Origin of the sequence: Companilactobacillus pabuli, assembly GCF_014058425.1 — a bacterium.
Classification (GTDB): Bacteria; Bacillota; Bacilli; order Lactobacillales; family Lactobacillaceae; genus Companilactobacillus; species Companilactobacillus pabuli.
Genome location: NZ_CP049366.1, coordinates 1753570 through 1779603 on the forward strand (window position 1 = coordinate 1753570; position 26034 = coordinate 1779603).

The following is a 26034-nucleotide window of genomic DNA, read 5'->3' on the forward strand; positions in this document are numbered from 1 at the left end:
TTCCTTCCATTTTTTCAAGAACAGCACAATTATTTCATGAAAATAATTTTTTTGCAGTTCAAATTAACAAAAAAGTGCGACAAATTACTGACTCGTGTAACCTTAAGCCTAAATCATAGCATTATTAACTTACTTTACAAGTCCTAACAATTATCTACAAATCCCTTAGACTCATTTTACTGTACAAAAAAAGACAAAGTAAAATAATTTACCTTGTCTTTATTTATTTAATTAATTATTTTTCTAGATTAGTTCTGATCTTGAATGACTTCTTGCTGCGACCATGACGTCTGTTGTCATTTTCGCGGCGCTTGCCACCCTTCTTGTCATCACGACGGTCATTGTTGCGACGACGACGGTGATCATTGTTACCACCACGGTGACCGTTATATCTACCACGACGACCATGGCCAGAACGACTGTGACTAACTTTTCTTGATGGAAGTGGTCTTTCAGGAGCAATCTTAACAGGAACTGTCTCGGCATCCTTAATTGATTCACTCAAGAAAATACGAGCAATGTCTTCTGGTGAGTATTCAGCAAGTAATTCTTGAACAGCTGAATCGAAACGATCAAGATGCTTGTCATGTTCCAAAGTATCCTTGATATCTTGCTTAACTGATTCAAGTTGTCCCTTAAGAACTTCTTTATCAGTAGGTGGAGCAAGTGGTTCCATACGTTTCTTAGTTAAGTTTTCGATTGTACGTAAGTAACCCATTTCGTTAGGTGTAACAAATGTTACTGACACACCAGAATGTCCGGCACGTCCTGTACGTCCAATACGGTGAACATAACTATCAGGATCTTGAGGAATATCATAGTTGTAAACGTGTGATACACCTGAAATATCCAAACCTCTAGCAGCCACATCAGTAGCAACTAAGAAGTCTAACTTACCAGCCTTGAACTTACGTAATACACTAGTACGTTTGTCTTGTGACAAGTCACCGTGAATACCTTCAGCGTTGTAACCACGAGCTTGCAAGCCACGAGTTAATTCATCAACACGTCTCTTAGTACGACCAAAGATTAAAGCTAATTCTGGAGCTTGAACATCGAATAAACGAGTCATCAAGTCGAATTTTTCATAATCTTTAGCTTTAACAAAGTATTGTTCGATCTTATCAGCAGTTAATTCTTTTGACTTGATCTTAACTACCTTAGGTTCGCTCATAAACTTATCAGCAATCTTCATGATAGGCTTTGGCATTGTAGCTGAGAATAACAATGTTTGATGCTTGTTAGGAACGTTAGAAAGAATACTTTCGATATCTTCAACGAATCCCATATCTAGCATTTCATCAGCTTCATCAAGAACAACTGTCTTAACGTTGTGCAACTTCAAAGTATGACGGTTGATATGATCGAGCATTCTACCCGGTGTTCCGACAACAATTTGAGGATGATTCTTCAATGCACGGATTTGACGTCTGATATCAGAACCACCGTAAACACTTTGAACCTTAACTTTTTTTTCTTTACCCAAACGATACAATTCTTCTTGTGTTTGGATAGCTAATTCTCTAGTTGGTGAGATAATCAATGCTTGAATATCGCTAGATTGAGTATCAACGGCATTTAGCAATGGTAAGCCAAAGGCTGCCGTCTTACCTGTACCAGTTTGAGCTTGACCGATAACGTCAGCGCCAGTCATAACTAGTGGAATAGTTTGAGCTTGAATAGGTGTAGTTTCTTCAAAACCGGCTTCGTCTACGGCACTCAATAATCTGGGATCTAAATCTAATTCTTTAAATTTCACAAATGTCCTCCATTTTTTAAAACACGATAAATAACAATTTGACTACTTTACCACGTTTTTTACACAAACTCAAATGACAACTACTACATTAAATCATGTAAAACGTTTTCTAAGTGAATTCCATGACTAGCCTTTAACAAGACAGTGTCATCTGGTGTCATTTCTTTTTGTAAATCTTTCGTCAAATCGGCCAATTGATCTTGGCTATACCAAAGTAAATTGTCAGCTGAATATTTTGTGCTTAATTTATCACGTAAATATTTCATTTCTGGACCGACTAAATAAACTTTTTCAAAATCCTTAGGATCGATGTGATCTGCTAACGATTCATGTAATCTCTTCGCTGCATCGCCAAGTTCCAACATGTCACCTAAAACAATCAATTTGCGACCTGTGGGAATTTCTTTTAAGCTGTGCAAAACTTCAATTGCAGCTGTTGGATTTGAGTTATACACATCACTCAAAATGTCAGCACCATTTTTAGCTTTGAGCCATTCGGTACGATTTTCAGTCACAAATAAGTCCTGCAATGCCTTTTGCATAGCGTTAGGTTTAATGTGAGAAGCACGTCCAACTAACAAGGCTGCTAAAGCATTATTAACATTGTATTCACCCATCATAGGAATCTCAAATTCTAAATCAGGCCACTTGTTTGTGTAAAACTTTGTAGTAGTTTTACCCGGAATAATCTTTGTAGCGTACAAATCATTAGAATCGTGACTTCCAAAGGTCAATTGGTCTTGTTCGACTTGCTCAGCTCGTTTCAATAATAAAGGTTCATCCCCGTTGTAGACAAAAGTTCCGTCTTCTTGTAGATGATTTGTAATCTCCATCTTAGCATCGGCAATTTTGTCACGTGTACCGAAAAATTCAATATGTGCTTCACCAATCATTGTAATGACAGAAATATCAGGATTAGCAATATTACTCAAATGATCGATTTGGCCAGGACGATCCATACCCATTTCTACCACTAATACTTCAGTATTGATTGGCATATTCAAAATTGTAAAAGGAACTCCAATTTCATTATTAAAGTTTTGTGGTGTCTTAGCGACGTTGTTACTTGTACTCAAAACTTTGGCAATCATATCTTTGGTTGTCGTTTTACCATTGCTACCAGTAACAGCAATAACCTTAGGATTTACCTTGTTCAAATAATATTTAGCTAATGTCTCAAAAGCTTCTGAAACATTTTCAACTACTACATAGGCAATATCGTCATTTGGAATCTTGTGGTCACTTTGCCAGATAGTAGCACTAACTCCATTTTCAATGGCACTATTAATAAACTCATGTCCATCGCGTTGTCCTTGCAATGGAAAGAATAAATCACCTTTTTTAGCTTTACGGCTGTCGAAGCAAACTCCTGTGATTTCAACATCTTTGATATTGTCAGCTTCTATTTTTAATGCGGAGTAAACTTCTCTTAACTTCATCTTCATGAATAGACTTCCCCAATTTTAAAAAAATAATTTTATATGATTCTACTAAAAAGAGTATACTAAGATACTTAGAAAGGATTTGATGTATATGTCATCTAATACGAATGATTCTGAGCAGCCGAATAATTATTGGAAGAAAAATCTAATTGTTCTCTGGTTCAGTACCTTTGTATCAGGTATTGGCTTTAGTATGATAACACCCTTTATGCCATTATACATTAACCAGTTAGGTAATTTCACAAAAAGTCAGCTCGTTATTTGGAATGGTATCGCCTTTTCATCGACATTTCTCGTCATGGCGATCATCTCCCCTATTTGGGGTAAGATAGCTGACCGAAAAGGTCGTAAGTTGATGTTGATTCGTGCATCGCTTGGTATGGCCATTGTTATTTTCCTACAGGCCTTCGTAACTGCCCCTTGGCAATTAGTTGTCTTAAGACTCCTACAAGGTGTCTTTTCCGGATTCGTTAGTAACTCCAACACCTTAATTGCCTCCACAGCTCCTAGATCTGAAAGTGGAAAAGCCTTAGGAACCTTAAATACCGGAGTTATTTCTGGTACTTTATTAGGTCCGTTGGTTGGTGGTGTTATTGCTCAATACCTCGGTTATCGAATTCCATTTATGATAACCGGTTCATTGCTATTCATAGCATTTATCTTAGTCACGATCTTTATTAAGGAAGATTTCAAACCAGTTTCTAAAGAAGACGAAGAATCAACTAAAGAAATTTTCCACAAGTTGAAAAATCCTAATTTGATTTTGGCAATGTTCGTCACTACGATGATTATCCAAACTTCAAATAATTCAATCAATCCTATCATCAGTTTGTACGTCAAACAATTGATGCACGACTCTAGTCAAGTTACTTTGGTAGCCGGAGTTGTAGCGGCAATGCCGGGGATTGCTAATATTATCGCCGCTCCTAGATTTGGAGCTTTGGGCGATAAAATCGGTACCGGAAAAATCTTGATCGGTGGTTTGATTTTCGCCGTCTTAGTCTACATCCCACAAGCGTTTGTAACTAATGTCTGGCAACTAGCCATCTTAAGATTTTTAGTCGGTATCTCTGATGCTTGTCTAGTTCCACAAGTCCAAACGATTTTGGCTAAATATACTGATGCCAAATATACCGGAAGAGTCTTCGGTTATAACCAGTCCTTCCAGTCAGTTGGTAACGTATGTGGACCATTGTTAGGTTCATCAATATCCAGTGTTCTTAGTTATTCAGCCGTGTTCTTGAGTACTAGTTTCTTAGCATTGATCAATTTTACTTGGGTCTTTACCCATTTGAAATCAAGAAAAAAGAATATAAGCGCAAAAAAATAAGCCATCCACTTTGGATGACTTTTTTTTACTTGTTTTGCAAGCCATATTTCTTGTTGAAACGATCGATACGTCCATCTGCTTGAGCAAACTTTTGTTTACCAGTATAGAAAGGATGTGAATCTGATGAGATTTCAACACGAATTAATGGGTATTCTGTACCTTCATAGTCAGTTGTTTCTTGTGAGTTCATTGTTGAACCAGCTAAGAACTTCTTACCTGTTGATGAATCCATAAATACAACTTGGCGGTACTCTGGATGAATTCCTTGTTTCATTCTATGTCGCTCCTTTGCCATAAATCTTTTACAGAAATATAGATTAAATTACTAACAGTGTCTAATAATATCATGAGTTAGCTAATTATTCAACACAATTCTAGTGATGTAAATTGACTTTTACACTGGAAACTGCATCTATCAAATCTTGGTCGTGGTCAATCAAAAGCATAGTGGGACGCTGTTTTTGGATGGCTTCGATAATTTGTTGACGAGTAATAACATCCAAATAATTCAGTGGTTCATCCCAGAAATACAAATTAGCTTCTTCAGAAAGACTAATTGCTAAAGCAACTTTTCGCTTTTGACCTTGGCTCATTTGTTCGATTGGCTGTTCAAAGAGATGACGTTCAAAGCCTAATTTTCGCAAATTGGAAAAAACTAATTCTGATTCAATTTGTTTTTGCTCTGATAACTGTTTAATCGTCCCTTTTAATTCATTATCTTGTCGCAAATAAGAAATTTTCAAATTATTTGCTACTCGAATACTACCTGTCTGTGCAAAAGGCTGTGGCAGACCAAGAATTTGTCTAAAAATAGTCGTTTTGCCAATACCATTCGGTCCAACGATTGCTACGACCTGGTTACGTTTGACTTTAAAACTCACTTTTGGTGTCACGATAAGATCGTGCTTTAATGTTAAATTCTCTACTTGGACAAAAAAGTCGGGATGATTTCTTTGTTCATAGTTTAGTCGGATTGGTGCTTCGATTTCGATATTTTTCAACAACTTCTTCTTTTCATCGATTGCGGAATTAACTCGATTCTCAGCCGCCTTAGCTTTTTTCATCATTTTGGCAGCTTTAGTCCCAATAAAACCTTTATCAAGATGAACTTTTTCATGATATTGCTTGCGATTCTTATGCGCCTCTGTCTGACGTGACCAGTTTTCCCGCTTAACAGCAGTTTCATGCAGACGATTGATATCTTTTTGTAATTGTTCCTTTTCGTCCGCTTCATGTTGATTTTGTAATTCCCATTGTTCTTGCCACGTATCAAAGTTTCCTTTGTATACCGAAACATCACTGCGGTCAATAGAAATAACGTGATCAATCACTGGATTTAAGAAGCTCTTGTCATGCGAAATAACGATAAAACCTTTCTTACTCTTTAAATAATCGGCTACAATTTGACGACCTTCAATATCTAAGTGATTAGTCGGTTCATCGATCAACTGAAATCCTGACTCATCGGTGAATAAAATTGCTAATAAAACTTTAGTCCTTTCTCCAGGACTTAACGTTGAAAACTGTTGCTGAAGAACATTCTGGTCGACTTTTAATTTGTCTAACTCGACCTCTATTTTCCAAAGTTCATAGTCTTCTAATTGTGCAATTTCTTTCACTACGTCAACAGTCAATAAATCTTTGTTGACAACCGTCTGTGGATAATAATAAAAATTCAAATTGGAAACTATTTGTCCACTATATTTCAACTGACCTAATAACATTTTTAACAATGTTGTCTTGCCACGACCATTACGACCAATTAGTCCGAGTTTCCAACTTTCATCAATTTTTAAATTTAAAGAATCAAACAAGTTGTCCATCATTTGATCATACTTAAAACTAACATTTTCTATTTGAATTGTTCCCATAAAACAACACCTCACAAGGTGTCGATTAGTCGACTTAGGCGCACAAAAAAAGAACGCTAAACAGCGTCCTCCCTTTTTACAGGAAGCACTGTTGAGAATTTAAGCCGAGCTAAACTACACCATATATTTCTATATTTGTATAATTTAAAACTCTAGCTTAGTTTCTCAACGGCGCACTTCCTCTCTGTATTTGATATAAATAAATTTATCAGGCTAGTTCATTAATGTCAAGATTCTACTAAATCATCTTCACCAATCAATTTAACGTCAGCGCCTAAACAATGCAACTTCCAAACTACTTGGTCATAACCACGCAAGATATTTTCTGCATGGTCGATCACTGTTTGACCTTGAGCTAATAGGCCAGCAATCATTAAACAAGCACCAGCTCTGATTTCATCAGCGGACACGTTAGCACCTTTTAACTTGGCACCACCGTGAACGAAAATCAAATCATTTTCACTAGTGATATTGGCACCCATTTTCGTTAATTGAGCAATATGTTTTACTCGCTTAGGATAAATCGTGTCGATAATCATTGCATCGCCATTAGCTTGCATTAATAAAGGCGTGATTGGTTGTTGCAAATCAGTCGCAAAACCTGGATATGGCATCGTTTTGATGTTTACAGCTTTTAATTCAGGAGAAGGTTTGACATAAATACTGTCTTCGCCAACTTCTAAATTAACGCCCATTTCATCAAGTTTTGCCAAAAAGGCATCCAAATGTTCACTAATGATATTCTTAACCAAAATACCACCACCACAAGCAGCGGCTAAACTCAAATAAGTTCCAGCTTCAATTCGATCGGGAATAATTGTATGAGCATTGTTAGAACGTAATGTATCCACACCTTCGATACGGATAGTTTCCGTTCCGACACCACGGATGACAGCACCCATGTTATTTAAGAAGGTTGCCAAATCAATAATTTCTGGCTCTTTTGCAGCATTTTCAATCACAGTTGTTCCCTTAGCTTTGACAGCCGCCAAGATAACATTGATTGTTGCTCCTACTGAAACCATATCTAAAAAGATTTTAGCTCCCTTCAGACCTTCTTCAGGAGTTGTGATAATGATTTGCCCATGTTTGTTCTCAACGTGTGCACCTAATGCTTCAAATCCCTTGATATGTTGATCAATAGGACGCGGTCCAATATCGTCACCACCGGGAAATCCGACTACAGCCTTACCGAATCGTCCCAGCATCGCACCCATAAAATAATATGAGGCTCGCAAACTGCTAACTTTACCACTTGGTAATTCAGCAAATTGGATCTTTGTCGGATCAATTCGCAATACATCATTATTCATTTCTGAAGTAACGTTCATATCTTTCAAAATAGAACGTAAATTTTTTACATCTCTAATTTGTGGAACAGAATCTAATACTACAGGTGTATCGGATAAAATGGCTGCTGGTATCAAAGCTACGGTACTATTTTTGGCACCACCAATTGTCACCTCACCCGACAATTTCTTTCCACCGTTGATTACAAGTTTTTGCATAAGCTTTTTCCTAACTATATTTGACTACTAAGGAAGACTAAATTTCGTCTTCTTCAAGGCCAGAAGCTGCACCGATGAAGGCTTTGAATAGTCCTTCTGGTTTAGTTGGTCTTGACAAGAATTCTGGATGGTATTGAGCAGCAACGAAGAACTTGTTTTCAGGGATTTCAATTACTTCAACCAAGTGGTTGTCTGGTGAAACACCTGAGAATACTAAACCAAGATCTTCAAATTGTTTACGGTATTCGTTGTTGAATTCATATCTGTGACGATGTCTTTCTTGGATAACTGATTGATTATCGTAAGCAGCAGCTGTTTTAGTACCAGGTTTTAGTTTACATGGATATGCACCCAAACGTAAAGTACCACCACGATCTTCAACATCTTTTTTGTCTGCCATAATGTCAATAATCTTATGAGCAGCATTTTCATCAATTTCACCAGTTGTTGCATCTTTGATACCAGCGACGTCTCTAGCGAATTCAATACTTGCCATTTGCATACCTAGACATAGTCCAAGATATGGTACGTCGTTTTCACGAGCATATTTAATAGCAGCAATCATACCTTCTAGTCCACGGCTACCAAAACCACCAGGTACTAGGATACCATCTGAATCCTTCAAATAGTCAGCAACATTATCATCATTGATCAAATCAGCTGAGATTTTTTCAATCTCTATTTCTGAATTATAAGCGTATCCGGCTGAACGGAGTGCTTCTGTAACTGAAATGTAAGCATCTTGTAATTTTGTATACTTACCAACCATTGTGATCTTTGTCTTATGCTTCAAGTTGTGGACACGGTTAACCAATTTGTTCCATTGTTCCATGTCAGCAGGTTTTGTTTCTAAGTGCAAGTAACGACATACGATATCATCGAAGTTTTGAGCTTGTAGGTTCAAAGGAACATCGTAAAGTGAGCTTGCATCAAGTGATTCGATTACAGCTTCTGAATCAACATCACAGAATGAAGCAATCTTATCTTTCATACTTTGTGGCATTGGCATTTCTGTTCTAACTACCAAGATATTAGGTTGAATACCAATTCCACGTAATTCTTTAACACTGTGTTGTGTTGGCTTTGTCTTCATTTCGCCAGCAGCCTTCAAGTAAGGAACTAGTGATGTATGAATGTAAACAACATTTTCTGAACCAACTTCAGCCTTCATTTGACGTAATGCTTCTAGGTATGGTTGTGATTCGATATCACCAACAGTACCACCAACTTCAGTAATGATAACATCTGAATCAGTAGTTGTAGCAGCACGCATAATCTTTTGTTTAATCATATCTGTAATATGTGGAATAACTTGCACAGTTGCACCGTTGTAATCACCACGACGTTCGCGACGAATTACTTCGGAATAAATCTTACCAGTAGTAACGTTTGAATATTTGTTCAAATCATTATCAATGAATCTTTCATAATGTCCAAGGTCAAGATCAGTTTCTGTACCATCGTTAGTAACAAAAACTTCACCGTGTTGGTATGGACTCATAGTACCAGGGTCCACGTTAATATAAGGATCGAATTTTTGCATTGTTACCTTAAGGCCGCGATTTTTTAATAGTCTACCAAGGGATGCGGCAACAATTCCCTTACCTAATGATGAAACAACTCCACCTGTAATAAAAATGTATTTAGTCATAACTTCCTCCACATACTAATTCTAGGGATTTCTTACTCGCAAAAATAAAAAAGTCCCCTATTCAACATGAACAGGGAACTTGAATTTGTCTATCTAATAGAGCCCGAACTATATAATACCGTGATATGTTCGAGTCGTCAAACTTTTAATTCGAAAATTTAACTATTATTTTTTAACTATTCTTCATCGTCATCGTCGTCATCATCTTGGTCAGACAAGTCGATATCTTCGTCGTCATCATCAGCATCGAATTCTGATAATTGTCCCTCAATACCGTCTTCCAATGAATCGTCATGTTCATCGTCGTCGTCACCATCAACTGATGTTAAATCTGAATTAGTGAACTTAGACAAGTCTGGTCCATTGTTTGATGAGCCATCACTGTCATCGTCATCATCCATATCAGATACATTTAGGTCACTGTCATCATCATAATCGACAACATCATCGTCGTCATCATCTTCACTCAAGAAGGCATTAACCTTTTGAGCAGCTTTATGAGTATTTTCAGTACCATTATCCTCTGGGTGATTTACTTCTTCGTCGACTGAATCATATGGATACCACTTACGTAGACCCCAAACATTTTCGCCGAGTGAAAGAAAACTTCCATCATTATTCAAATCTGTATAGAATTGTGGAAGTGCTCTCTTGATATCTTCGTCAGACTTACCTAAATAGTCTTGCATTTCGTTAACGATATCTGAGAAATTCATTACTTCTTTATTATTGTTGTTGAGAATCTCATAGGCAACCTCAATCAATGAGAGCTCGTCTTTATTTTGATCCTTGAATTTATCAAACTTCAAACGTGTACACGTCCTTTCGCAGCGTCTTACTTATAATGATATAGACCTAAGCACTAAAAATCAATCTAAACTTATAATTACCTATCACATTATCATCGTAAATCAAGTCATAATCAATGTTTATTTTACCAGAAAGTGGATTATTAACAATTTCAACTTGAGAATCTTTGGTATAAGTTGCTAATGGCAAGACTCCATATTCTGTTTCCAAATGACCAGTATTGTGCTTTTGATGTGTAAAATACAACAATGATGCTAAATTAGTTGACTTAGCGACACGTTTAACATGAATTTCGCCACTCTCAGTCACTTTAACTAAGATCGACGCTTTGTCATTATTATCTAGACTTTCATTGAACCGTAAATAAATCGAATCACCAATTTGAATAAATTTACCTGGTTCAGAAATCTTTGTATGGGTCAGTTCTCCCGATTGCAAAGTTTCTATATTTAATTCGACATTTATGTCAAAACTATTATTTTCCAATAACTCCCGCCTCTACATGATAAAATTATATTAATTAATTAAAAGAAGTGATTAAGTGAACAATACTATTATATTATACGACCAACAAATTAGCTCAACCAAAGATTTACTCGTACCCTTTTCCGATACCGGTGCTATTTTAAAATTCGTTTCCGAAACTAGTCAACCAGTCATTCACTTTTGGACCACGCCACCGACTGTAATTCTAGGCATGCAAGACAAACGACTCAATAATTTTCAAAGTGGACTCGATTTTTTGTCATCTAAAAACTATTTATTTTATTTACGCAATTCCGGTGGTTTAGGCGTAGTTTCTGATGATGGCATTTTAAATTGTACGATTTTTTTACCGGATAAAGATAATCTTCTAATCGATGATGCCTATAACAAAATGTACATTTTACTAAAAAAAGCTTTTAGTAACAAGATTCAAACTGGTGAAATCACTCAATCTTATTGTCCAGGAACGTTCGATCTCAGCATTGATACGCAAAAATTTGCCGGGATTTCTCAACGTCGAGTAGGTAATGCTGTGGCAGTGATGGCCTATATAAGTATCAATGGCGACCAAAAAAAACGTAGCCAATTGATGAAGGATTTTTATGAAGTTGGCGATTTTCCTAAGAGTCAACAATTCGACTATCCTGATATTGATATTCACGCGATGGAAAATCTTGATAGCTTGTTACACACTGACTTATCTGTGGATGAAGCTAAAAAAAGAATCCTCAACGCTTTAACAGCTGATTACCAAATTTCACAAAAAGAATTTTTTATTGTTCAAAACTCACAACCGTATCAAAACGCTTTTAACCAAACTCTAAATAGCTTGATCAAGCGAAATAAAATTATTTTGGAGGAAAAATAATGGCAGATAATATCAAAATGTTACCACGAGAAAAGGTTTTCCGAGATCCTATTCACAACTATATCCACGTTCAACACCAAGTCATCTTAGATTTGATCAATACTAAGGAATTTCAACGCTTACGTCGTATCAAACAATTAGGTACTTCTTCATTTACTTTCCAAGGCGCTGAACATTCTCGTTTTACTCATTGTATGGGTGTCTATGAGATCACTCGTCAAATCTGTGATAATTTTCAAAGAAACTATCCTTCTAAAACTCCTGGGGATGGATTGTGGAATGACGATGAACGCCTAGTTGCCCTATGTGCCGCTTTGTTACATGATGTTGGTCATGGCGCTTATTCACATACTTTTGAACACATTTTCAATACTGACCACGAAATGTGGACTCAAAAAATCATCACTTCTAAAGAAACCGAAATCAATCAAGTACTTCGACAAGTCAGCGACGACTTTCCCGAAAAGGTAGCCAGCGTCATTGCTCACACTTACCCTAACCCTCAAGTCGTTCAAATGATTTCTAGTCAAATTGATGCCGATCGTATGGATTACTTGTTGCGTGATGCTTACTTCACCGGTACTAAATATGGAATGTTTGATTTGACCAGAATCTTACGTGTTATGCGTCCTTATAAAGGTGGAATTGCCTTTGACAATGACGGAATGCACGCTGTTGAAGATTACGTACTCTGCCGTTTTCAAATGTATCAACAAATTTATTTCCACCCAGTTTCTCGTGGTATGGAAGTTGTTTTGACAAAATTATTGCAACGAGCTAAAGATCTCTATGAACACAACCACATGCGTGATTTTGAGATGCCCAGTTTATTAGTGCCATTTTTTGAAGACAAAGTGACGATTGATGACTACTTACTATTAGATGACGGCATCCTCAATACTTACTTCACGCTTTGGCAAAGTTACCCTGATGAAATCCTCAAAGACTTGGCCTATCGTTTTCTATCTCGTAAACCATTCAAATCTTCAGAATATGACAACAAGACTAAACATTTCTTACCAGAATTAGCTCAAATGGTCGAGAATGCTGGTTTCGATAAAAAATACTACACAGCCACTAATTCTAGTTTTGATTTGCCTTACGATGTTTACAATCCTAATTCCAACAAGAGTCGGACCCAAATTGAAATTATGCAAGACGACGGCTCCTTAATTGAACTTTCAACCGTCAGCCGACTAGTCAATGCTTTAACAGGAAAGATTCTTGGAGATCAACGTTTCTACTTTCCTAAATCAATGCTTCTAAAACAGACTGACGATTTGTTCAATAATTATTATCTTGAATTTCAAAAACACATTCATAATGACAAAATCATCATGTAAATCGCTTTCAACTTGTTCTGAATTTTATTAGAATGTACTTAACTAAGTAGGCTTTCTTAAAATGAGGAGGAATATCATGTCAGAATTTTCAGATAAAACTAGATCATCTAATTTACAAAATATGCAAGATCAAGTCTTAGACTTACTGATTATCGGTGGGGGTATTACTGGTAGTGGAATCGCACTTGATGCACAGTCCCGTAATCTCAAAACAGGTTTGCTAGAAATGCGTGACTTTGCCTCTGGAACTTCTAGTCGTTCAACTAAATTAGTCCATGGAGGATTACGATATTTAAAACAAGCGGCTGTCAAAGAAGTTCATGAAGTTGGTAGTGAACGTGCCATTGTCTATAACAACGCTCCACACGTTACGACGCCTTTAAAAATGATGTTACCTTTCTATGAAGACGGAACTTTTGGTCCTTTCACCACTGCCATTGGTTTGGACGTTTATGATCGTCTAGCTGAAGTAAAATACTCAGAACGAAAGTATATGTTGAACTCACACGACACTTTGGAACGTGAACCATATATTAAGGGTGAAGGATTGAAGGGTTCCGGTGTTTACGTCGAATACCGAACTGATGATGCTCGACTAACTTTGGAAGTTCTCAAAAAAGCTAACGACATGGGTTCTCTAATCGCCATTACGTTAAAGTTACCGGTCTTTTGTATGACGCTGACGATAAAATCTGTGGTGTCATTTTCAAAGATCTCATCACTGAAAAAACTGGTGAAATTCACGCCAAGAAAGTCATCAATGCTACAGGACCTTGGGTCGATGGAATCAGAGAAATGGATCACTCTAACATTGGTAAACATTTGCACTTAACCAAGGGTGTCCATCTAGTCATCGATCATGATAAGTTTCCAATTTCTAATTCAATTTACTTCGATACACCTTTTCATGATGGAAGAATGATGTTTGCCATCCCTCGTGAAGGTAAAACTTACATTGGAACGACTGACACCACTTGGACAAAAGATCCTAAAGAACCTAATATCACCGCAACTGATGTTACTTATATCCTAGCCGCTGCTAACCAAATGTTTGACCTTCCAGAATATTTAACACCTGAAGATGTCGAAAGCGGTTGGTCTGGAGTTAGACCTCTGATTCAAGAAGAAGGCAAATCCCCTTCAGAAATTTCTCGTAAAGATGAAATCTTCCAATCAAAGTCAGGATTATTTTCAATTGCCGGCGGTAAATTAACTGGATATCGCAAAATGGCCGAGAAAATTGTCGACCGTGTAGCTAAACAGCTAGACCTCGAAAGTGAGTACGAATTCTCACCTACTCAGACAAAAGATTTAACCTTATCAGGCGGTGACGTCGGTGGTGGTAAATACTGGATGGAATTTTTCGATAAAGAAGTCCACGAAGGTATTGTAAATTATGATTTAGATCGTGACGATGCAGAAAAATTAGTCCAACGTTTTGGTTCAAATGTACGTGCTGTTTATGAACTATTACCCGAAACTAAAACCAAAGCTCGTTTACCAAGAATCGACTGGGCAATGTTAAATTACGGTTTGCAACACGAAATGGTCGAGCACCCTATCGATTACTTACTTCGTCGCAGTAGTCAAATGTTATTCAATATCTCTCACATGAAGAGTATCAAAACTCCTGTAATTGATTATATGAGTAAGTTTTATGACTGGGATGAAGATACTAAGCAACAAATGACTGACGAAGTGAACCAAAAACTAGATTTAAGTGATCTAAAACAAGTTAAGAAGCAATACTTGGAATACAAAAAAGAACATTAGATTTGGTTAAGTATTCCGTCCTCCATAGCAAAGAAAATTTGGCTGGAACGTAGTGGGCACGACTTGGAGCCTTTGCTAAGACCAAAACCGGGCAAAGTCTTCAAGCTCGGCCTTATTCTAAGCAACAAGTTGCTAAGAATAATTTCACTACTGAGCCAATTTTCTTTGCTATTCCGGACTAGATAGTGATTTTCAATTTTTTATATGATCAAACAAATAAGCATCTATTCAGATAATGGCAGCCGTTAATCGACTATATCTGAATAGATGCTATTTTTTTAGTTTGAATTATTTGAAATAAATAATAAATGTCGTTATCTAGTCGGGAGTGACAACTTTGTGGATGCTCAGTACTGAAATTTTACTTAGCGATTTATCGGTTCTTATCATAGTTTGGTTATATAAAAATGCAGAGAAGTTCCATTTTCAATGTATTAGTTGTATGTAAGTTTACTTTTTGAATTAAACAAAATGAATAATAGAACTAGGATTTAGTCTGGAACACAAGCCCTGTGATGGCTCAGCCGCCAAATTACTGTTAGTGCTTTAGCACTTACAGTAAGGCCTAGTTTTGAGATTTTGCGTCTTTGGGGCCATGCAAAAGCTCAAAATAGTGCCGGCAGCGTTCCAGCCAATCACAGGGCTTGTGTGGAAGACGGCAATTAACACTAACCAATTTTTAGCAAGAACCAATTTATTGCTTAGTGAAAGGTCAATCTTGAAGATAATTCCCGGTTTTGAAATTGGCTTAAAGTTGTGCCTGGTACGTTCCAGAGTCCACAAAGCCGAACGGACGACGACAGTCTATCTCTAACAAATTTCATTCTGATTAAATATTCAATAAATATTTTGCTAAACCTTTCATTTTTATCAAAATATAGTAAAGTGAAACTTGTACAAAAAATGCAATGAAGGAGATTTAGCGAGAATGCTTAAGGAATTTCAAGAATTTATTTCCCGTGGTACTGTTGTTGACTTAGCTGTCGGTGTTATCGTTGGTGCGGCTTTTAATAGTTTAGTATCAGCGATCACTACCTACCTTTTGAATCCGCTAATTGGACTCATCATTGGGCAAATTGATTTATCAGACATGAAGTTTCAAGTATTAGGTGCAACCTTTTTAATTGGTGACTTAATTAATGCCATAATCAATTTCCTAATCATCATGTTCGTTGTGTTCTTAATCGTTAAAATGATGAACCGTATGCGTCGTGATGGATCTCGTAGCAAGTTTGACCAAAATGGTGATGAAATACCAGATCCACAAACTGAATACTTACAACAAATCCGAGATTTATTGAGATATCAACAAAGAAATGATCACAATAGACGATATTAATTTTTGTCGTCACAAAAAAAAGACTTCATTGGAAATCAATTCCAACGAAGTCTTTTTAATTTTAACAATTATTTATTTTTTCTTTCAAAACGAGTGTTGAACAATGGACTAACTGGGTCATTGTCATGAACACGTTTGATAGCTTCTCCGATAAGTGGTCCAACTGAAACTTGTACCATCTTGTCGATGATTTTTTCCTTAGGAAGATTGATTGAATCAGTAACAACTAAAGTTTTGATTGGTGAAGCTTCAATTCTTTCAATAGCTGGGCCTGAAAGGATTGGGTGTGTACAACATGCGTAAACTTCTGTAGCACCGGCATCGATTAGAGCTTGTGATGCTAGAGAAATTGTACCAGCAGTATCGATCATATCATCGATGATAATGGCACGTTTGCCTTTAACATTACCGATAATGTTCATAACTTCGGCAACATTAGCACGAGGTCTACGTTTATCGATGATAGCGATTGGTGTCTTCAAGAATTCAGCTAATTTTCTAGCACGAGTAACACCACCGTGGTCAGGTGAAACAACTACAGCATCTTCTTCAAGGTGATTTGATAAGAAGTAGTCAGCCAACAATGGAGCACCCATCAAATGGTCAACTGGGATATCAAAGAATCCTTGAATTTGTGCAGCGTGCAAATCAAGTGCAAGTACACGATCAACACCAGCACGTTCTAGCATGTTAGCAACTAATTTAGCTGTGATAGGTTCACGTGAACGTGATTTACGATCTTGTCTAGCGTAACCGTAATATGGAATAACAACATTGATTACACTGGCAGAGGCACGTCTTAGTGCATCAACCATGATCAATAATTCCATCAAATTATCGTTAACTGGAGCTGAAGTTGATTGAATCAAGAATACTTCAGAACCACGAATACTTTCATCAATATTGATTTGGATTTCACCATCACTGAAACGTGTAACTGATGACTTTCCTAGTGGTACACCGACCTCTTTAGCAATTTTTTCAGCCAAAGGTTTATTGGAGTTCAATGCAAAAATCTTCATTGGTACTTCGTTATTTTGACATGACATTTAATTATTCACCCTTATTTCCATTCTTCACTTTTTGATAGTGGTAATCTGTTCCAAAAATCTTCTTTGTTTGTTTGTCTCTCACGTGCAATAGCCATTGCATGCTTAGGAATATCCTTTGTTATCGTTGAACCGGCAGCGATGAATGAGTGATCAGCCATCTCAACTGGAGCAACAATATTAGAATTGCTTCCGATAAATGAGTGGTCGCCAATAGTACTGTGGAATTTCTTAACACCATCATAATTGACGAAGACCACACCACAACCAACATTGATGTCAGTACCTAAAGTAGCATCACCAACATAAGTTAAATGACCAACTTTAGTTCTGTCACCAATCTTAGCATTTTTAATTTCACAAAAGTTTCCTACGTGAACGTCGCGACCAATTTCAGCCTTAGGACGTAAATGCGAATTAGGACCAATGTTGCTACCCTTGTGCATAATAGCTTTTTCAATTGTAGAACTGATAACTTCAACGTTATCTTGAATCTCAGAATCTGAAATTCTTGAACCAGAACCGATAACACATTCTGAACCGATAGTTGTTTTACCAAAAATCTTAACGTTTGGTTCAATGACAGTATCATTGCCAATTTTAACGTCAACATCAATGTAAGTATTATCAGGATCAACGATTGTTACACCATCACGCATGTGTGCTTCATTGATTCTTCTTTGCATAATCTTTTCAGCTTTTGATAAAGCCACACGATCATTAACACCTAATGATTCACTAAGATCAGCCATTTGATAAGCTGAAACCTTCTTACCTTGTTGTTTCAATAGTGAAATAACATCTGGTAAGTAGTATTCACCTTGGGCGTTGTCATTATTGACTTTGTGCAAATTCTCAAATAACAACTTGTTATCAAAGCACAAAACGCCAGTATTGATTTCTTGAATCTCTTGTTCACTACGTGAAGCATCTTTTTGTTCAACGATTTTTTCAACATTGCCATTGCTATCACGAACGATTCGGCCATAACCAAATGGGTCGTCAGCATGGGCAGTTAAAATAGTTGCACTAGCTTGTTCCTTTTCGTGAAAGTCCAAAAGATTCTCGAAAGTTTGAGCAGTGAACAAAGGAGTATCACCGGTAACTACTAAAGTAATACCATCCTTGTCACCTAAATCTTTTTCAGTTTGCAATACAGCATGACCTGTACCTAGTTGTTCAGACTGCAAAGCGTATTTGGTTCTGTCACCAAGTAAGGCTTCAACTTTATCGGCACCATTACCAATTACAGTTTCAATTTGATCTGGCTTGATTTTTTCAACTTGTGTTAAAACATGGTCAACCATGGCTCTACCAGCAACAGGATGCAATACTTTGTACAATCTTGACTTCATTCTTGTACCTTTTCCGGCAGCAAGAATTATTACATAACGATTCGACATCAGAAACTCCCTTCAGTCATTCAAATATCCTTATATATAATAGCATTATTATATATGACTGCTCAATCTAGAATTTATTCAAAATAACTGAAATCGGTATTAGTTAAATAATTTCCTGGTTCTACATTAAGAATCCGGTTTTTAGTATCGATTTTAGTTACTTTAAAGATTGATGTAATATCATCATCACTAAATTGACTGTGGATATTGATATTTTCAGCAAAAACAGTGGCACCAACAAAGATGGCATTAAATTCAGAAATCAAACTTTGTAAACCATTGATAGTTCCACCGCCTTTCATAAAGTCATCGACAACTAAGACTCTAGAACCTTCATCCAAACTGCGCTTGGACAATTCCATTTTTTCCACACGGTCAGATGAACCGGATGCATAGTTAACACTAATAGTTGAACCTTCCGTAATCTTAGAGTCACGACGGACAATGACAAATGGAATATTCAAGAAATTAGCCACACTTTGAGCGATTGGTATACCCTTAGTTGCCACTGTCATGACAACATCAATTGAGCTTTGTGAGTATTGAGTAGCAATCATACGACCCACTGTTCTCAATAATTCTGGATCTGCCAATAAATCAGTTAGATACAAGTAGCCACCAGGCAAAATTCGATTAGGTTCAACCAAACGCTTGGAAGTATCTTCGATAAACTCCGTAGCTTCTTTCTTAGAGATTCCTGGTGTAAAGATAACTCCGCCACCAGCTCCGGGCAAAGTTTCCAAAACGCCAATTCCTCTAATCATAAAAGTTCTTCGTAAAATTCCTAAATCCTCAGAAATTGATGACTTAGCCGATTCGTAACGATCAGCAAAAAATGCTAATGAAATTAATGTATGTGGTCGTTCTAGCAAATAGCGAGTCATATCAATTAAACGTTCGCTTCTTCGTGTTTTCATCTTTTTTTCTCCTAAAACATATCTTCCTACAAGATTATAAAGCAAAACAATGAACAATTCATGTTTTTTTCGAAGTAAAACATGTCATTCCCCAAACTTTGCTCTCCTAGCCTCCACACAAAAAAAGAGGTCTGAACTATTTTTGTTCAAACCTCTATTCTAATGAACGCTTATTATTTTATTCAACTTCAGCTTCGGGTTCTGAATCTTCTGATTCTTCACCGTCAAACTTAATATCAATTGATTTTGTCAATAAATCAGCATAACTATATGAAACTCTTTCAAATGAGTTTTCATTTTGATCCAAATCTACAACAAAAACTGAATGGAATGTTTCTGATAGGGTACCGCGACGGCGGACAACCTTCTTACGACCTGCTTGTGCAACAATTGTCAAATTCTCACCTAAGTGTGAATCTAATCGACTCTTAATTGTCTTCAATGATGTTGGCATTATAATAATCACTCCTTAGGAGTGAAATTTTATCACGTTTCTTTGAAAATTTCAAGAAAATAATAAACCTGTAATCTAAATTTTACTAAATTCTAATGCCATTTTTTTGAATTGTTCGATGGAAACTTGCTCTGCACGGGCATTCTCAGCGATGTCGCAATTTTCAAAAACTTTTTTTATTTTCGCACGGTTTTCATCAGTCCGGCCCAACCAATTGAGTAAATTATTCATCAAACTCTTACGTTTTTGCATGAAAGCGGAACGAACTACTTGATTGAAGAATTTTGGATCTTCGATATCAATTTGATCTTTAGGTAGTCGATCTAAAACCGCTACTGCAGAATCAACTTTTGGTCTGGGAATGAAAGAACTGCTACCAACAATTCGATCGATTCGTGCATTCATCTGTGTTTGAACGGCAATTGTTAGAGAACCGTATTCACGATGACCAGGTTTAGCAGTGATACGTTGAGCAACTTCTTTTTGCATCATCAAAACTAATGATTGGAACGGATAATCACTGTTGATCAAATTCAACATGATTGGTGTCGTAATGTAGTATGGCAAGTTAGCAACGACTTTAATAGTCTTACCTTCCAAACCATGCTCTTTAACAAATTTATCTAGGTCAACTTTCAAAATATCTTGATTGATAACTTCAATATTATCGTAATACTGCAACGTATCCGCCAAGACCGGAATCAAATTATCATCGATTTCAAAAGCAAAAACCTTTTCTGCCACTTGAGCTAATTTCTCAGTCAAGGCACCGATACCAGGTCCAATTTCAATTGCAATTTCATCAGGAGTTAAACCACTAGCATCAACGATATCGTCCAAAACTTTTTCATTGGTTAAGAAATTTTGTCCTAAACTTTTCTTTGCACGTAATTTGTATTTGCGCATGATATCATTCGTGCGAATAGGATCAGCAATACTTAATCTATTTTGTGTCATGAGTACTTCCTTCATCAAAATTTTTAACCGCAGCTACCAAAACATCAGGTGCCACTTGAAACATATTTAGTCGATTCAAAAATTGTTTAGCATTCGTATAGCCAATTTTTAATTCTGAACCAACGAACAATCTTCTTTGGTGAGAATCCGGTTTGCCAATTAAACCTAAATTGACCATATCAGTATGATCATATGCTTGAAAATCAGTCTCTGCATGTGTATAAACGGCTGCTAAAGCTTGCTTGATATCTTCATCTCTAGCATGTTCGATTCCTAAACTACCATCACTCTTTTTCGGAACTGCCTTAGCTCGAGGTAAAAAGGCTTGTTTAGCATCGGGTACTGCTTTTTGAATAATCGTCCGCAAACGATTGCCATTAAAATCTGGGTCAGTGAAAATAATAACGCCACGTTTTTTTTGAGCAATCTTAATTTGTTTAATGGTTTCTTCATTCAAAGCTGAACCAGTCGTTTCAATTGTGTCGACATCACCTAAACAATCTTTTAGGCGATTCGTATCAGATTTTCCTTCAACTACAATAATTTCTTTTATTTTTTTCATAATTATAGATTATACACTTGGTGAGCATTGTTAAAAGTATGTTCAGCCACTTCATCAGGTGTAATACCTTTGTATTTTGCAATCGCATCAACTACGTAACGTGTGTATGCTGGTTGGTTAGTGTGTCCACGATAAGGTTCGGGTGTTAGATAAGGTGCATCCGTTTCAACCAGCAATCTGTCTAACGGTGTTTCCTTAGCTGATTCGTGAACCTCAGGAGCATTTTTGAACGAAACAACACCACTGTATGAAATCCAAAGTCCCAAATCTAAGAATTTGTTGAGCCACTCAACATCCCCATTGAAACTATGCATGATGATACCTGATTTAGACATATCATGATTCTTTAAAATCTGATACATATCATCAAAGGCATCACGACAATGAATTGAAACTGGCATATTATATTGCTTAGCTACATCCAATTGTTGAATCAAAACCTTTTGTTGAATCTTAGGTTCTGGATCTTCTTCCCAATGGTAGTCCAAACCAATCTCACCAATTCCCACTACTTCAGGAAGTTTGATTTGATTGACGAGTTGTTCTTCATTGTATTCTTTAGCAAACTCAGGATGCCAACCGATGACTGCATGCAATGGTTGATAGTTTTGAGCCAAACGAATAGCTTCGATATTGAATTCTTCGTTAGAACCAATAATAGCCATTTCATCAACATCTAGTTCTTTGGCATTATCAATAAATTGCTGCGTATTGCCGCTAAAGGCTGGATCATTTAAATGTGTGTGCGTATCAAATATTTTCATTAACCTAAAATAGCTCCATTTTTGTGTGAATTATCCACGATAGCTAGTTTAACTTCGTCGCCCTTTTCAGTTGAAAGTAACATCCCGTTACTCCATTCGCCGACCATCTTACGAGGTTTGAGATTAACAACTGCTAGAACTTTCTTACCAATCAATTCTTTATAGTTAGGATAGAATTTGTGCATACCTGAAAGGATTTGACGATCAACACCAGAACCATCGTCTAGTTTGAATTGTAATAACTTGCTTGAGTTTTCAACTGGCTTAACATCAAGAATTTCTGTTACAACCATCTTAACTTTGGCAAAGTCATCGAATTCAATTTCTTCAGGGAAACCATCGTCAGCTTCTTTTTGAGCTTTAGCTTTGGCTTGAGCAGATTTACTCAACTTACCAGCACCGTGTTTAGCTTGTTCTTCAGCCATCTTACCTTTGATGTATTCAACTTCTTCTTTAGCATCAAGTCTTGGGAAGATTGGTTCTGGTTTAGCGGTAACTGTCTTACCAACGACAGTTTCACCAAATTCAAGTGACTTATCTTTGTCGTAATCTAATCCTAATTGAGCAAACATCTTTACAGGAGCTTGTGTCATAACTGGGCTGATTAGAAGAGCAATCAAGCGCAATGATTCAGCCAAGTGACCAAGAACTGATTGTAATTCAGCTTTCTTAGTATCATCTTTAGCGAGAACCCAAGGTTGTGTTTCATCGATATACTTATTAGCACGACTGATGAAAGCCCAAACGCTAGCTAGAGCTTCTGGGAATTCAAATTTGTTCATGTGTTCACGGTATTGTGCCAAAGTATCAGCATAAGTCTTCTCTAAATCTTTATCCAAATCAGTTACGGCCGTCGTTGTAACGATTTTACCGTCATCATACTTGTTGATCATAGAAATAGTTCTATTCAACAAATTACCAAGGTCATTAGCCAAGTCGTAGTTGATCTTGTCGATATAATCTTCCGGAGTGAAGACGCCATCGTTACCAAATGGCATAGCACGCATTAAGTAGTAACGTAATGAATCTAGTCCATATCTTGAAACTAACATTTCTGGATAGACAACATTACCCTTAGACTTAGACATCTTACCGTCCTTCATCAATAACCAGCCATGACCAAAGACTTGCTTAGGAAGTGGCAAATCTAGTGCCATCAAAATAATTGGCCAGTAAATTGTGTGGAAACGAACGATTTCCTTACCAACGAATTGGACGTTAGCAGGCCAGTATCTCTTAAATAATGAGTCATCGTCACTGCCGTAACCTAGAGCTGTGATATAGTTCAACAAAGCGTCGACCCAAACGTAAACAACGTGTTCAGGATTACTTGGAATTTTAACACCCCAATTGAAACTAGTACGTGAAATAGCCAAGTCTTCAAGACCTGGTTTGATGAAATTGTTGATCATTTCATTTTTTCTAATTTCTGGTTGGATGAAGGTTGGATTATCTTTGTAGTATTGCAATAAGCGGTCAGCATACTTGTTCATTTTGAAGAAATAACAAGGTTCTTTGACTAATTGAACTTCATGTCCAGAAGGAGCCTTACCACCTGTGACTTTACCATCTTTATCACGGTAAACTTCGGCAAGTTGTGATTCAGTAAAGTATTCTTCGTCATCAACTGAATACCAACCAGCATATTCACCCAAGTAAATATCACCTTGTTTGATTAGACGTTCAATAATCTTTTGGACCGCTTTAACGTGATATTCATCAGTTGTACGGATAAATTTGTCATTGGAAATATCTAGTTTCTTCCAAAGTTCCTTGATGCCTTTAGCCATCATGTCCACGTATTCTTGTGGTTGCATGTGCTTTTCTTCGGCCTTTTGTTCGATTTTTAGACCATGTTCGTCAGTTCCCGTTAAGAAGAACACGTCATAGCCTTCATTACGTTTGTAACGAGCTAATGTGTCCGCTGCAATCGTCGTATATGAATTCCCAATTGTTAATTTTCCAGATGGATAATAAATGGGTGTTGTAATGTAAAAAGTTTTTCTTTCTTCAGTCAATATATTAACCTCCACCGCTTCTAAATTGATATTAAGTATAGCATTATTTTATATTTGTGAAAAAACGTTCGTGGCATCGTCAGCGATAGCCAGAATTGATGAATCGATATCTAAATCTTCTTTATTAATGACGACCAATTTAGCTTTGGGTGAACTGTATTCTAATAACCCTGCAAAGGGATAAACCTTAAAACTAGTGCCAACAACTACTAACAAATCAGCTTTTTGAACCATCAAGGCCGCATTCTGAAAGTTGTCAGGATTGATATTCTCGCCATATAAAACTGTCGTTCCCGGACGAATAATACCATTATCTTCATGGTGTCTAAAATCTTTTAAGTAATCATGATAATCAAATTGTTTTCCACACGTTAAGCAATGAATATTATCGTATAAATTACCGTGAAATTCCACGACATTTTTTGCGCCCGCTTTAGTGTGCAATTTGTCGACGTTTTGAGTAACGATAGCACCTTTTTGATTACTGATCTCAGCCATCTTTTGATGAATGACATTTGGTTTAGCGTCTGGGAAATACATATTGTGGACAACGAAATCATGAAAAACATCAGGATGCTTGATCAGATTATCGTGACTCAACATGTATTCTGGTGGGAAATTGTACTTTTCCCGTTTGTAGAGTCCATTTTTTGAACGATAATCAGGAATTCCTGATGGTACGGAAACTCCAGCACCAGTGAGAAAAGTTACGAATTTTGCTTGGTCCAATAACGTTTTAAAATCTTCGATTTTATCGATCATAAATTTTACCCCTATCTAATTAAATATTTGATACCCTCTTTTTCAAATACTTCTTGAACTGTATATTGGTAAAATGCTTTGTAAAATTCAGGTGTTACTTTATTTGGATCTAGATTTAGAGTTGCCACTCCTTGACCATCATTGATAGCAATCAAAACAAAACCATCTCTACCAGTAGCACGATTTTTGTACTCGGAATGTTTGATTTGATAAACTTGGTTAAGCGACAAGCGCAATTGGCGTTTAGAAATAATTGGTGTGACATTCAAGAAAGTATGGAAATGAAGTCCCTGATAACCGTTAGAAATAATAATTTCATTGTAGGCATCCAAACAGTTAACTAATGCCCGACGGAATTGGAAAGGAACTGACAAATCATTTTGCTCGGCAATATCAACTAATTGGCTAGCATACTTAAATGATTTAGGAAAATTATTCTTCCAGTCAGCATCTTCTTGATGTTCTCCGAAGATAATTCCATCAAACATAACTAAAGTACGGTAGAAACGCATATTAGCCATATCCATCGACACCTTAGGACGAAGAGCTATGTCAATTCCTTTGAGATACTCTTGTTTGATTTCATCAGTATAAGTACCGTCTTCTTTTTGACGTTGCAAAACGGTAACGTGTTCCAAAGTTTCAAATACTGAATTAGCAACCATCAAGACTTGTCCATCACGATCCTTTTGACCACTAGTAACGGCACAATCAATTTCTGGCTCATCAGATAGTTCTAGTTCAATGTGATGCAATTCGTGTGCTAAGACGAAATCAGCGTACTTCTCGTTAGTAATAATTACTTTGATCGTGTCATTTTTCATCGTGTGACTAGCTTGATCTAAAGTTAAATAATCTTGTTGTGTATAATCGGAAAAAATTTCGATTTTTTTATTATAATCTTGTTCTATTTTTTCAACCTGATTTACAATATTCTCAGGTAGTTCATTAATATCTATTTGTTTCAT

At 36.7% G+C, this 26034-nt stretch carries 23 protein-coding genes and 1 pseudogene; 6 read left to right on the plus strand and 18 right to left on the minus strand.

The window, feature by feature from the left end; all coding sequences use genetic code 11:
- Nucleotides 1–235: 235 nt before the first annotated feature.
- Entirely contained in the window at nt 236–1759 is a 1524-nt protein-coding gene (gene cshA / locus G6534_RS08565; protein ID WP_059073659.1) for a degradosome RNA helicase CshA, read from the minus strand.
- An 83-nt stretch (nt 1760–1842) separates the two neighbouring features.
- Nucleotides 1843–3204 (minus strand): UDP-N-acetylmuramoyl-tripeptide--D-alanyl-D-alanine ligase, encoded by a 1362-nt coding sequence (locus tag G6534_RS08570; protein ID WP_059073658.1) that lies wholly within the window; start codon nt 3202–3204, stop codon nt 1843–1845.
- An 88-nt stretch (nt 3205–3292) separates the two neighbouring features.
- Between G6534_RS08570 and G6534_RS08575 the strand changes: the two genes are divergently transcribed.
- On the plus strand, nt 3293–4531 hold the full coding sequence (locus G6534_RS08575) for a multidrug efflux MFS transporter (RefSeq protein WP_082666898.1): 1239 nt from the start codon (nt 3293–3295) through the stop codon (nt 4529–4531).
- A 25-nt stretch (nt 4532–4556) separates the two neighbouring features.
- On the opposite strand, the gene G6534_RS08580 is transcribed toward G6534_RS08575, so the two are convergent.
- From G6534_RS08580 to G6534_RS08605, 6 genes are all read right to left on the minus strand, one after another.
- Nucleotides 4557–4805, minus strand: coding sequence for a type B 50S ribosomal protein L31 (locus tag G6534_RS08580; RefSeq protein WP_059073656.1), 249 nt, complete (start codon nt 4803–4805; stop codon nt 4557–4559).
- Between the two features lie 100 nt (nt 4806–4905).
- Nucleotides 4906–6402, minus strand: a complete 1497-nt coding sequence (gene abc-f, locus G6534_RS08585) for a ribosomal protection-like ABC-F family protein (RefSeq protein ID WP_182082590.1) — start codon at nt 6400–6402, stop codon at nt 4906–4908.
- Between the two features lie 227 nt (nt 6403–6629).
- On the minus strand, nt 6630–7910 hold the full coding sequence (locus tag G6534_RS08590; protein WP_010018475.1) for a UDP-N-acetylglucosamine 1-carboxyvinyltransferase: 1281 nt from the start codon (nt 7908–7910) through the stop codon (nt 6630–6632).
- Between the two features lie 37 nt (nt 7911–7947).
- Nucleotides 7948–9561, minus strand: coding sequence for a CTP synthase (locus tag G6534_RS08595; RefSeq protein ID WP_059073655.1), 1614 nt, complete (start codon nt 9559–9561; stop codon nt 7948–7950).
- Between the two features lie 176 nt (nt 9562–9737).
- On the minus strand, nt 9738–10370 hold the full coding sequence (rpoE, locus tag G6534_RS08600) for a DNA-directed RNA polymerase subunit delta (protein ID WP_182082591.1): 633 nt from the start codon (nt 10368–10370) through the stop codon (nt 9738–9740).
- Between the two features lie 46 nt (nt 10371–10416).
- Entirely contained in the window at nt 10417–10857 is a 441-nt protein-coding gene (locus G6534_RS08605) for a YwiB family protein (RefSeq protein ID WP_059073653.1), read from the minus strand.
- 55 nt (nt 10858–10912) lie between these two features.
- Between G6534_RS08605 and G6534_RS08610 the strand changes: the two genes are divergently transcribed.
- The 5 genes and pseudogenes from G6534_RS08610 to mscL all read left to right on the plus strand — a co-directional run bounded on the left by G6534_RS08610 (nt 10913) and on the right by mscL (nt 16180).
- Nucleotides 10913–11725 carry a lipoate--protein ligase family protein gene (locus G6534_RS08610; protein WP_182082592.1) on the plus strand — a complete coding sequence of 271 codons (813 nt, stop codon included), beginning with the start codon at nt 10913–10915 and terminating at the stop codon, nt 11723–11725.
- Entirely contained in the window at nt 11725–13068 is a 1344-nt protein-coding gene (locus tag G6534_RS08615) for an HD domain-containing protein (RefSeq protein ID WP_182082593.1), read from the plus strand. The genes G6534_RS08610 and G6534_RS08615 overlap by 1 nt, the downstream gene beginning before the upstream one ends.
- 121 nt (nt 13069–13189) lie before the next feature.
- Nucleotides 13190–13642, plus strand: a pseudogene (locus G6534_RS12300) (FAD-dependent oxidoreductase); the annotation flags it as partial.
- 95 nt (nt 13643–13737) lie between these two features.
- Nucleotides 13738–14841 (plus strand): glycerol-3-phosphate dehydrogenase/oxidase, encoded by a 1104-nt coding sequence (locus G6534_RS12305; RefSeq protein ID WP_275266772.1) that lies wholly within the window; start codon nt 13738–13740, stop codon nt 14839–14841.
- A 928-nt stretch (nt 14842–15769) separates the two neighbouring features.
- The gene (mscL, locus tag G6534_RS08625; protein ID WP_010018466.1) at nt 15770–16180 is read left to right on the plus strand and encodes a large conductance mechanosensitive channel protein MscL; all 411 of its coding nucleotides are present in this window, start codon (nt 15770–15772) and stop codon (nt 16178–16180) included.
- Nucleotides 16181–16248: 68 nt separating this feature from the next.
- Here the strand turns inward: mscL and G6534_RS08630 are convergent, their stop codons facing one another.
- The 10 genes from G6534_RS08630 to G6534_RS08675 all read right to left on the minus strand — a co-directional run bounded on the left by G6534_RS08630 (nt 16249) and on the right by G6534_RS08675 (nt 26034).
- The gene (locus tag G6534_RS08630; protein WP_119317282.1) at nt 16249–17229 is read right to left on the minus strand and encodes a ribose-phosphate diphosphokinase; all 981 of its coding nucleotides are present in this window, start codon (nt 17227–17229) and stop codon (nt 16249–16251) included.
- Nucleotides 17230–17243: 14 nt separating this feature from the next.
- Nucleotides 17244–18632 carry a bifunctional UDP-N-acetylglucosamine diphosphorylase/glucosamine-1-phosphate N-acetyltransferase GlmU gene (glmU, locus tag G6534_RS08635; RefSeq protein ID WP_059073648.1) on the minus strand — a complete coding sequence of 463 codons (1389 nt, stop codon included), beginning with the start codon at nt 18630–18632 and terminating at the stop codon, nt 17244–17246.
- Nucleotides 18633–18706: 74 nt separating this feature from the next.
- Nucleotides 18707–19549 carry a pur operon repressor gene (purR, locus tag G6534_RS08640; RefSeq protein WP_010018463.1) on the minus strand — a complete coding sequence of 281 codons (843 nt, stop codon included), beginning with the start codon at nt 19547–19549 and terminating at the stop codon, nt 18707–18709.
- Between the two features lie 178 nt (nt 19550–19727).
- Complete coding sequence (locus tag G6534_RS08645) at nt 19728–20003, minus strand: Veg family protein (RefSeq protein WP_010018461.1); 276 nt, start codon at nt 20001–20003, stop codon at nt 19728–19730.
- A 75-nt stretch (nt 20004–20078) separates the two neighbouring features.
- A complete protein-coding gene (gene rsmA, locus G6534_RS08650) occupies nt 20079–20960 on the minus strand; it encodes a 16S rRNA (adenine(1518)-N(6)/adenine(1519)-N(6))-dimethyltransferase RsmA (RefSeq protein ID WP_059073647.1) in 882 nt (293 codons plus the stop codon).
- Nucleotides 20947–21522: a ribonuclease M5 gene (rnmV, locus tag G6534_RS08655; RefSeq protein ID WP_082666892.1), complete on the minus strand. Its 576-nt coding sequence runs from the start codon at nt 21520–21522 to the stop codon at nt 20947–20949. Before rnmV ends, rsmA begins: the two co-directional genes overlap by 14 nt.
- Nucleotides 21523–21524: 2 nt before the next feature.
- Nucleotides 21525–22286 (minus strand): TatD family hydrolase, encoded by a 762-nt coding sequence (locus G6534_RS08660; RefSeq protein WP_059073645.1) that lies wholly within the window; start codon nt 22284–22286, stop codon nt 21525–21527.
- Nucleotides 22286–24304 (minus strand): methionine--tRNA ligase, encoded by a 2019-nt coding sequence (gene metG / locus G6534_RS08665; RefSeq protein ID WP_059073644.1) that lies wholly within the window; start codon nt 24302–24304, stop codon nt 22286–22288. Before metG ends, G6534_RS08660 begins: the two co-directional genes overlap by 1 nt.
- Before the next feature lie 48 nt (nt 24305–24352).
- Nucleotides 24353–25054: an NAD-dependent protein deacylase gene (locus tag G6534_RS08670; protein ID WP_182083290.1), complete on the minus strand. Its 702-nt coding sequence runs from the start codon at nt 25052–25054 to the stop codon at nt 24353–24355.
- Nucleotides 25055–25077: 23 nt separating this feature from the next.
- Entirely contained in the window at nt 25078–26034 is a 957-nt protein-coding gene (locus G6534_RS08675; protein WP_059073643.1) for a hypothetical protein, read from the minus strand.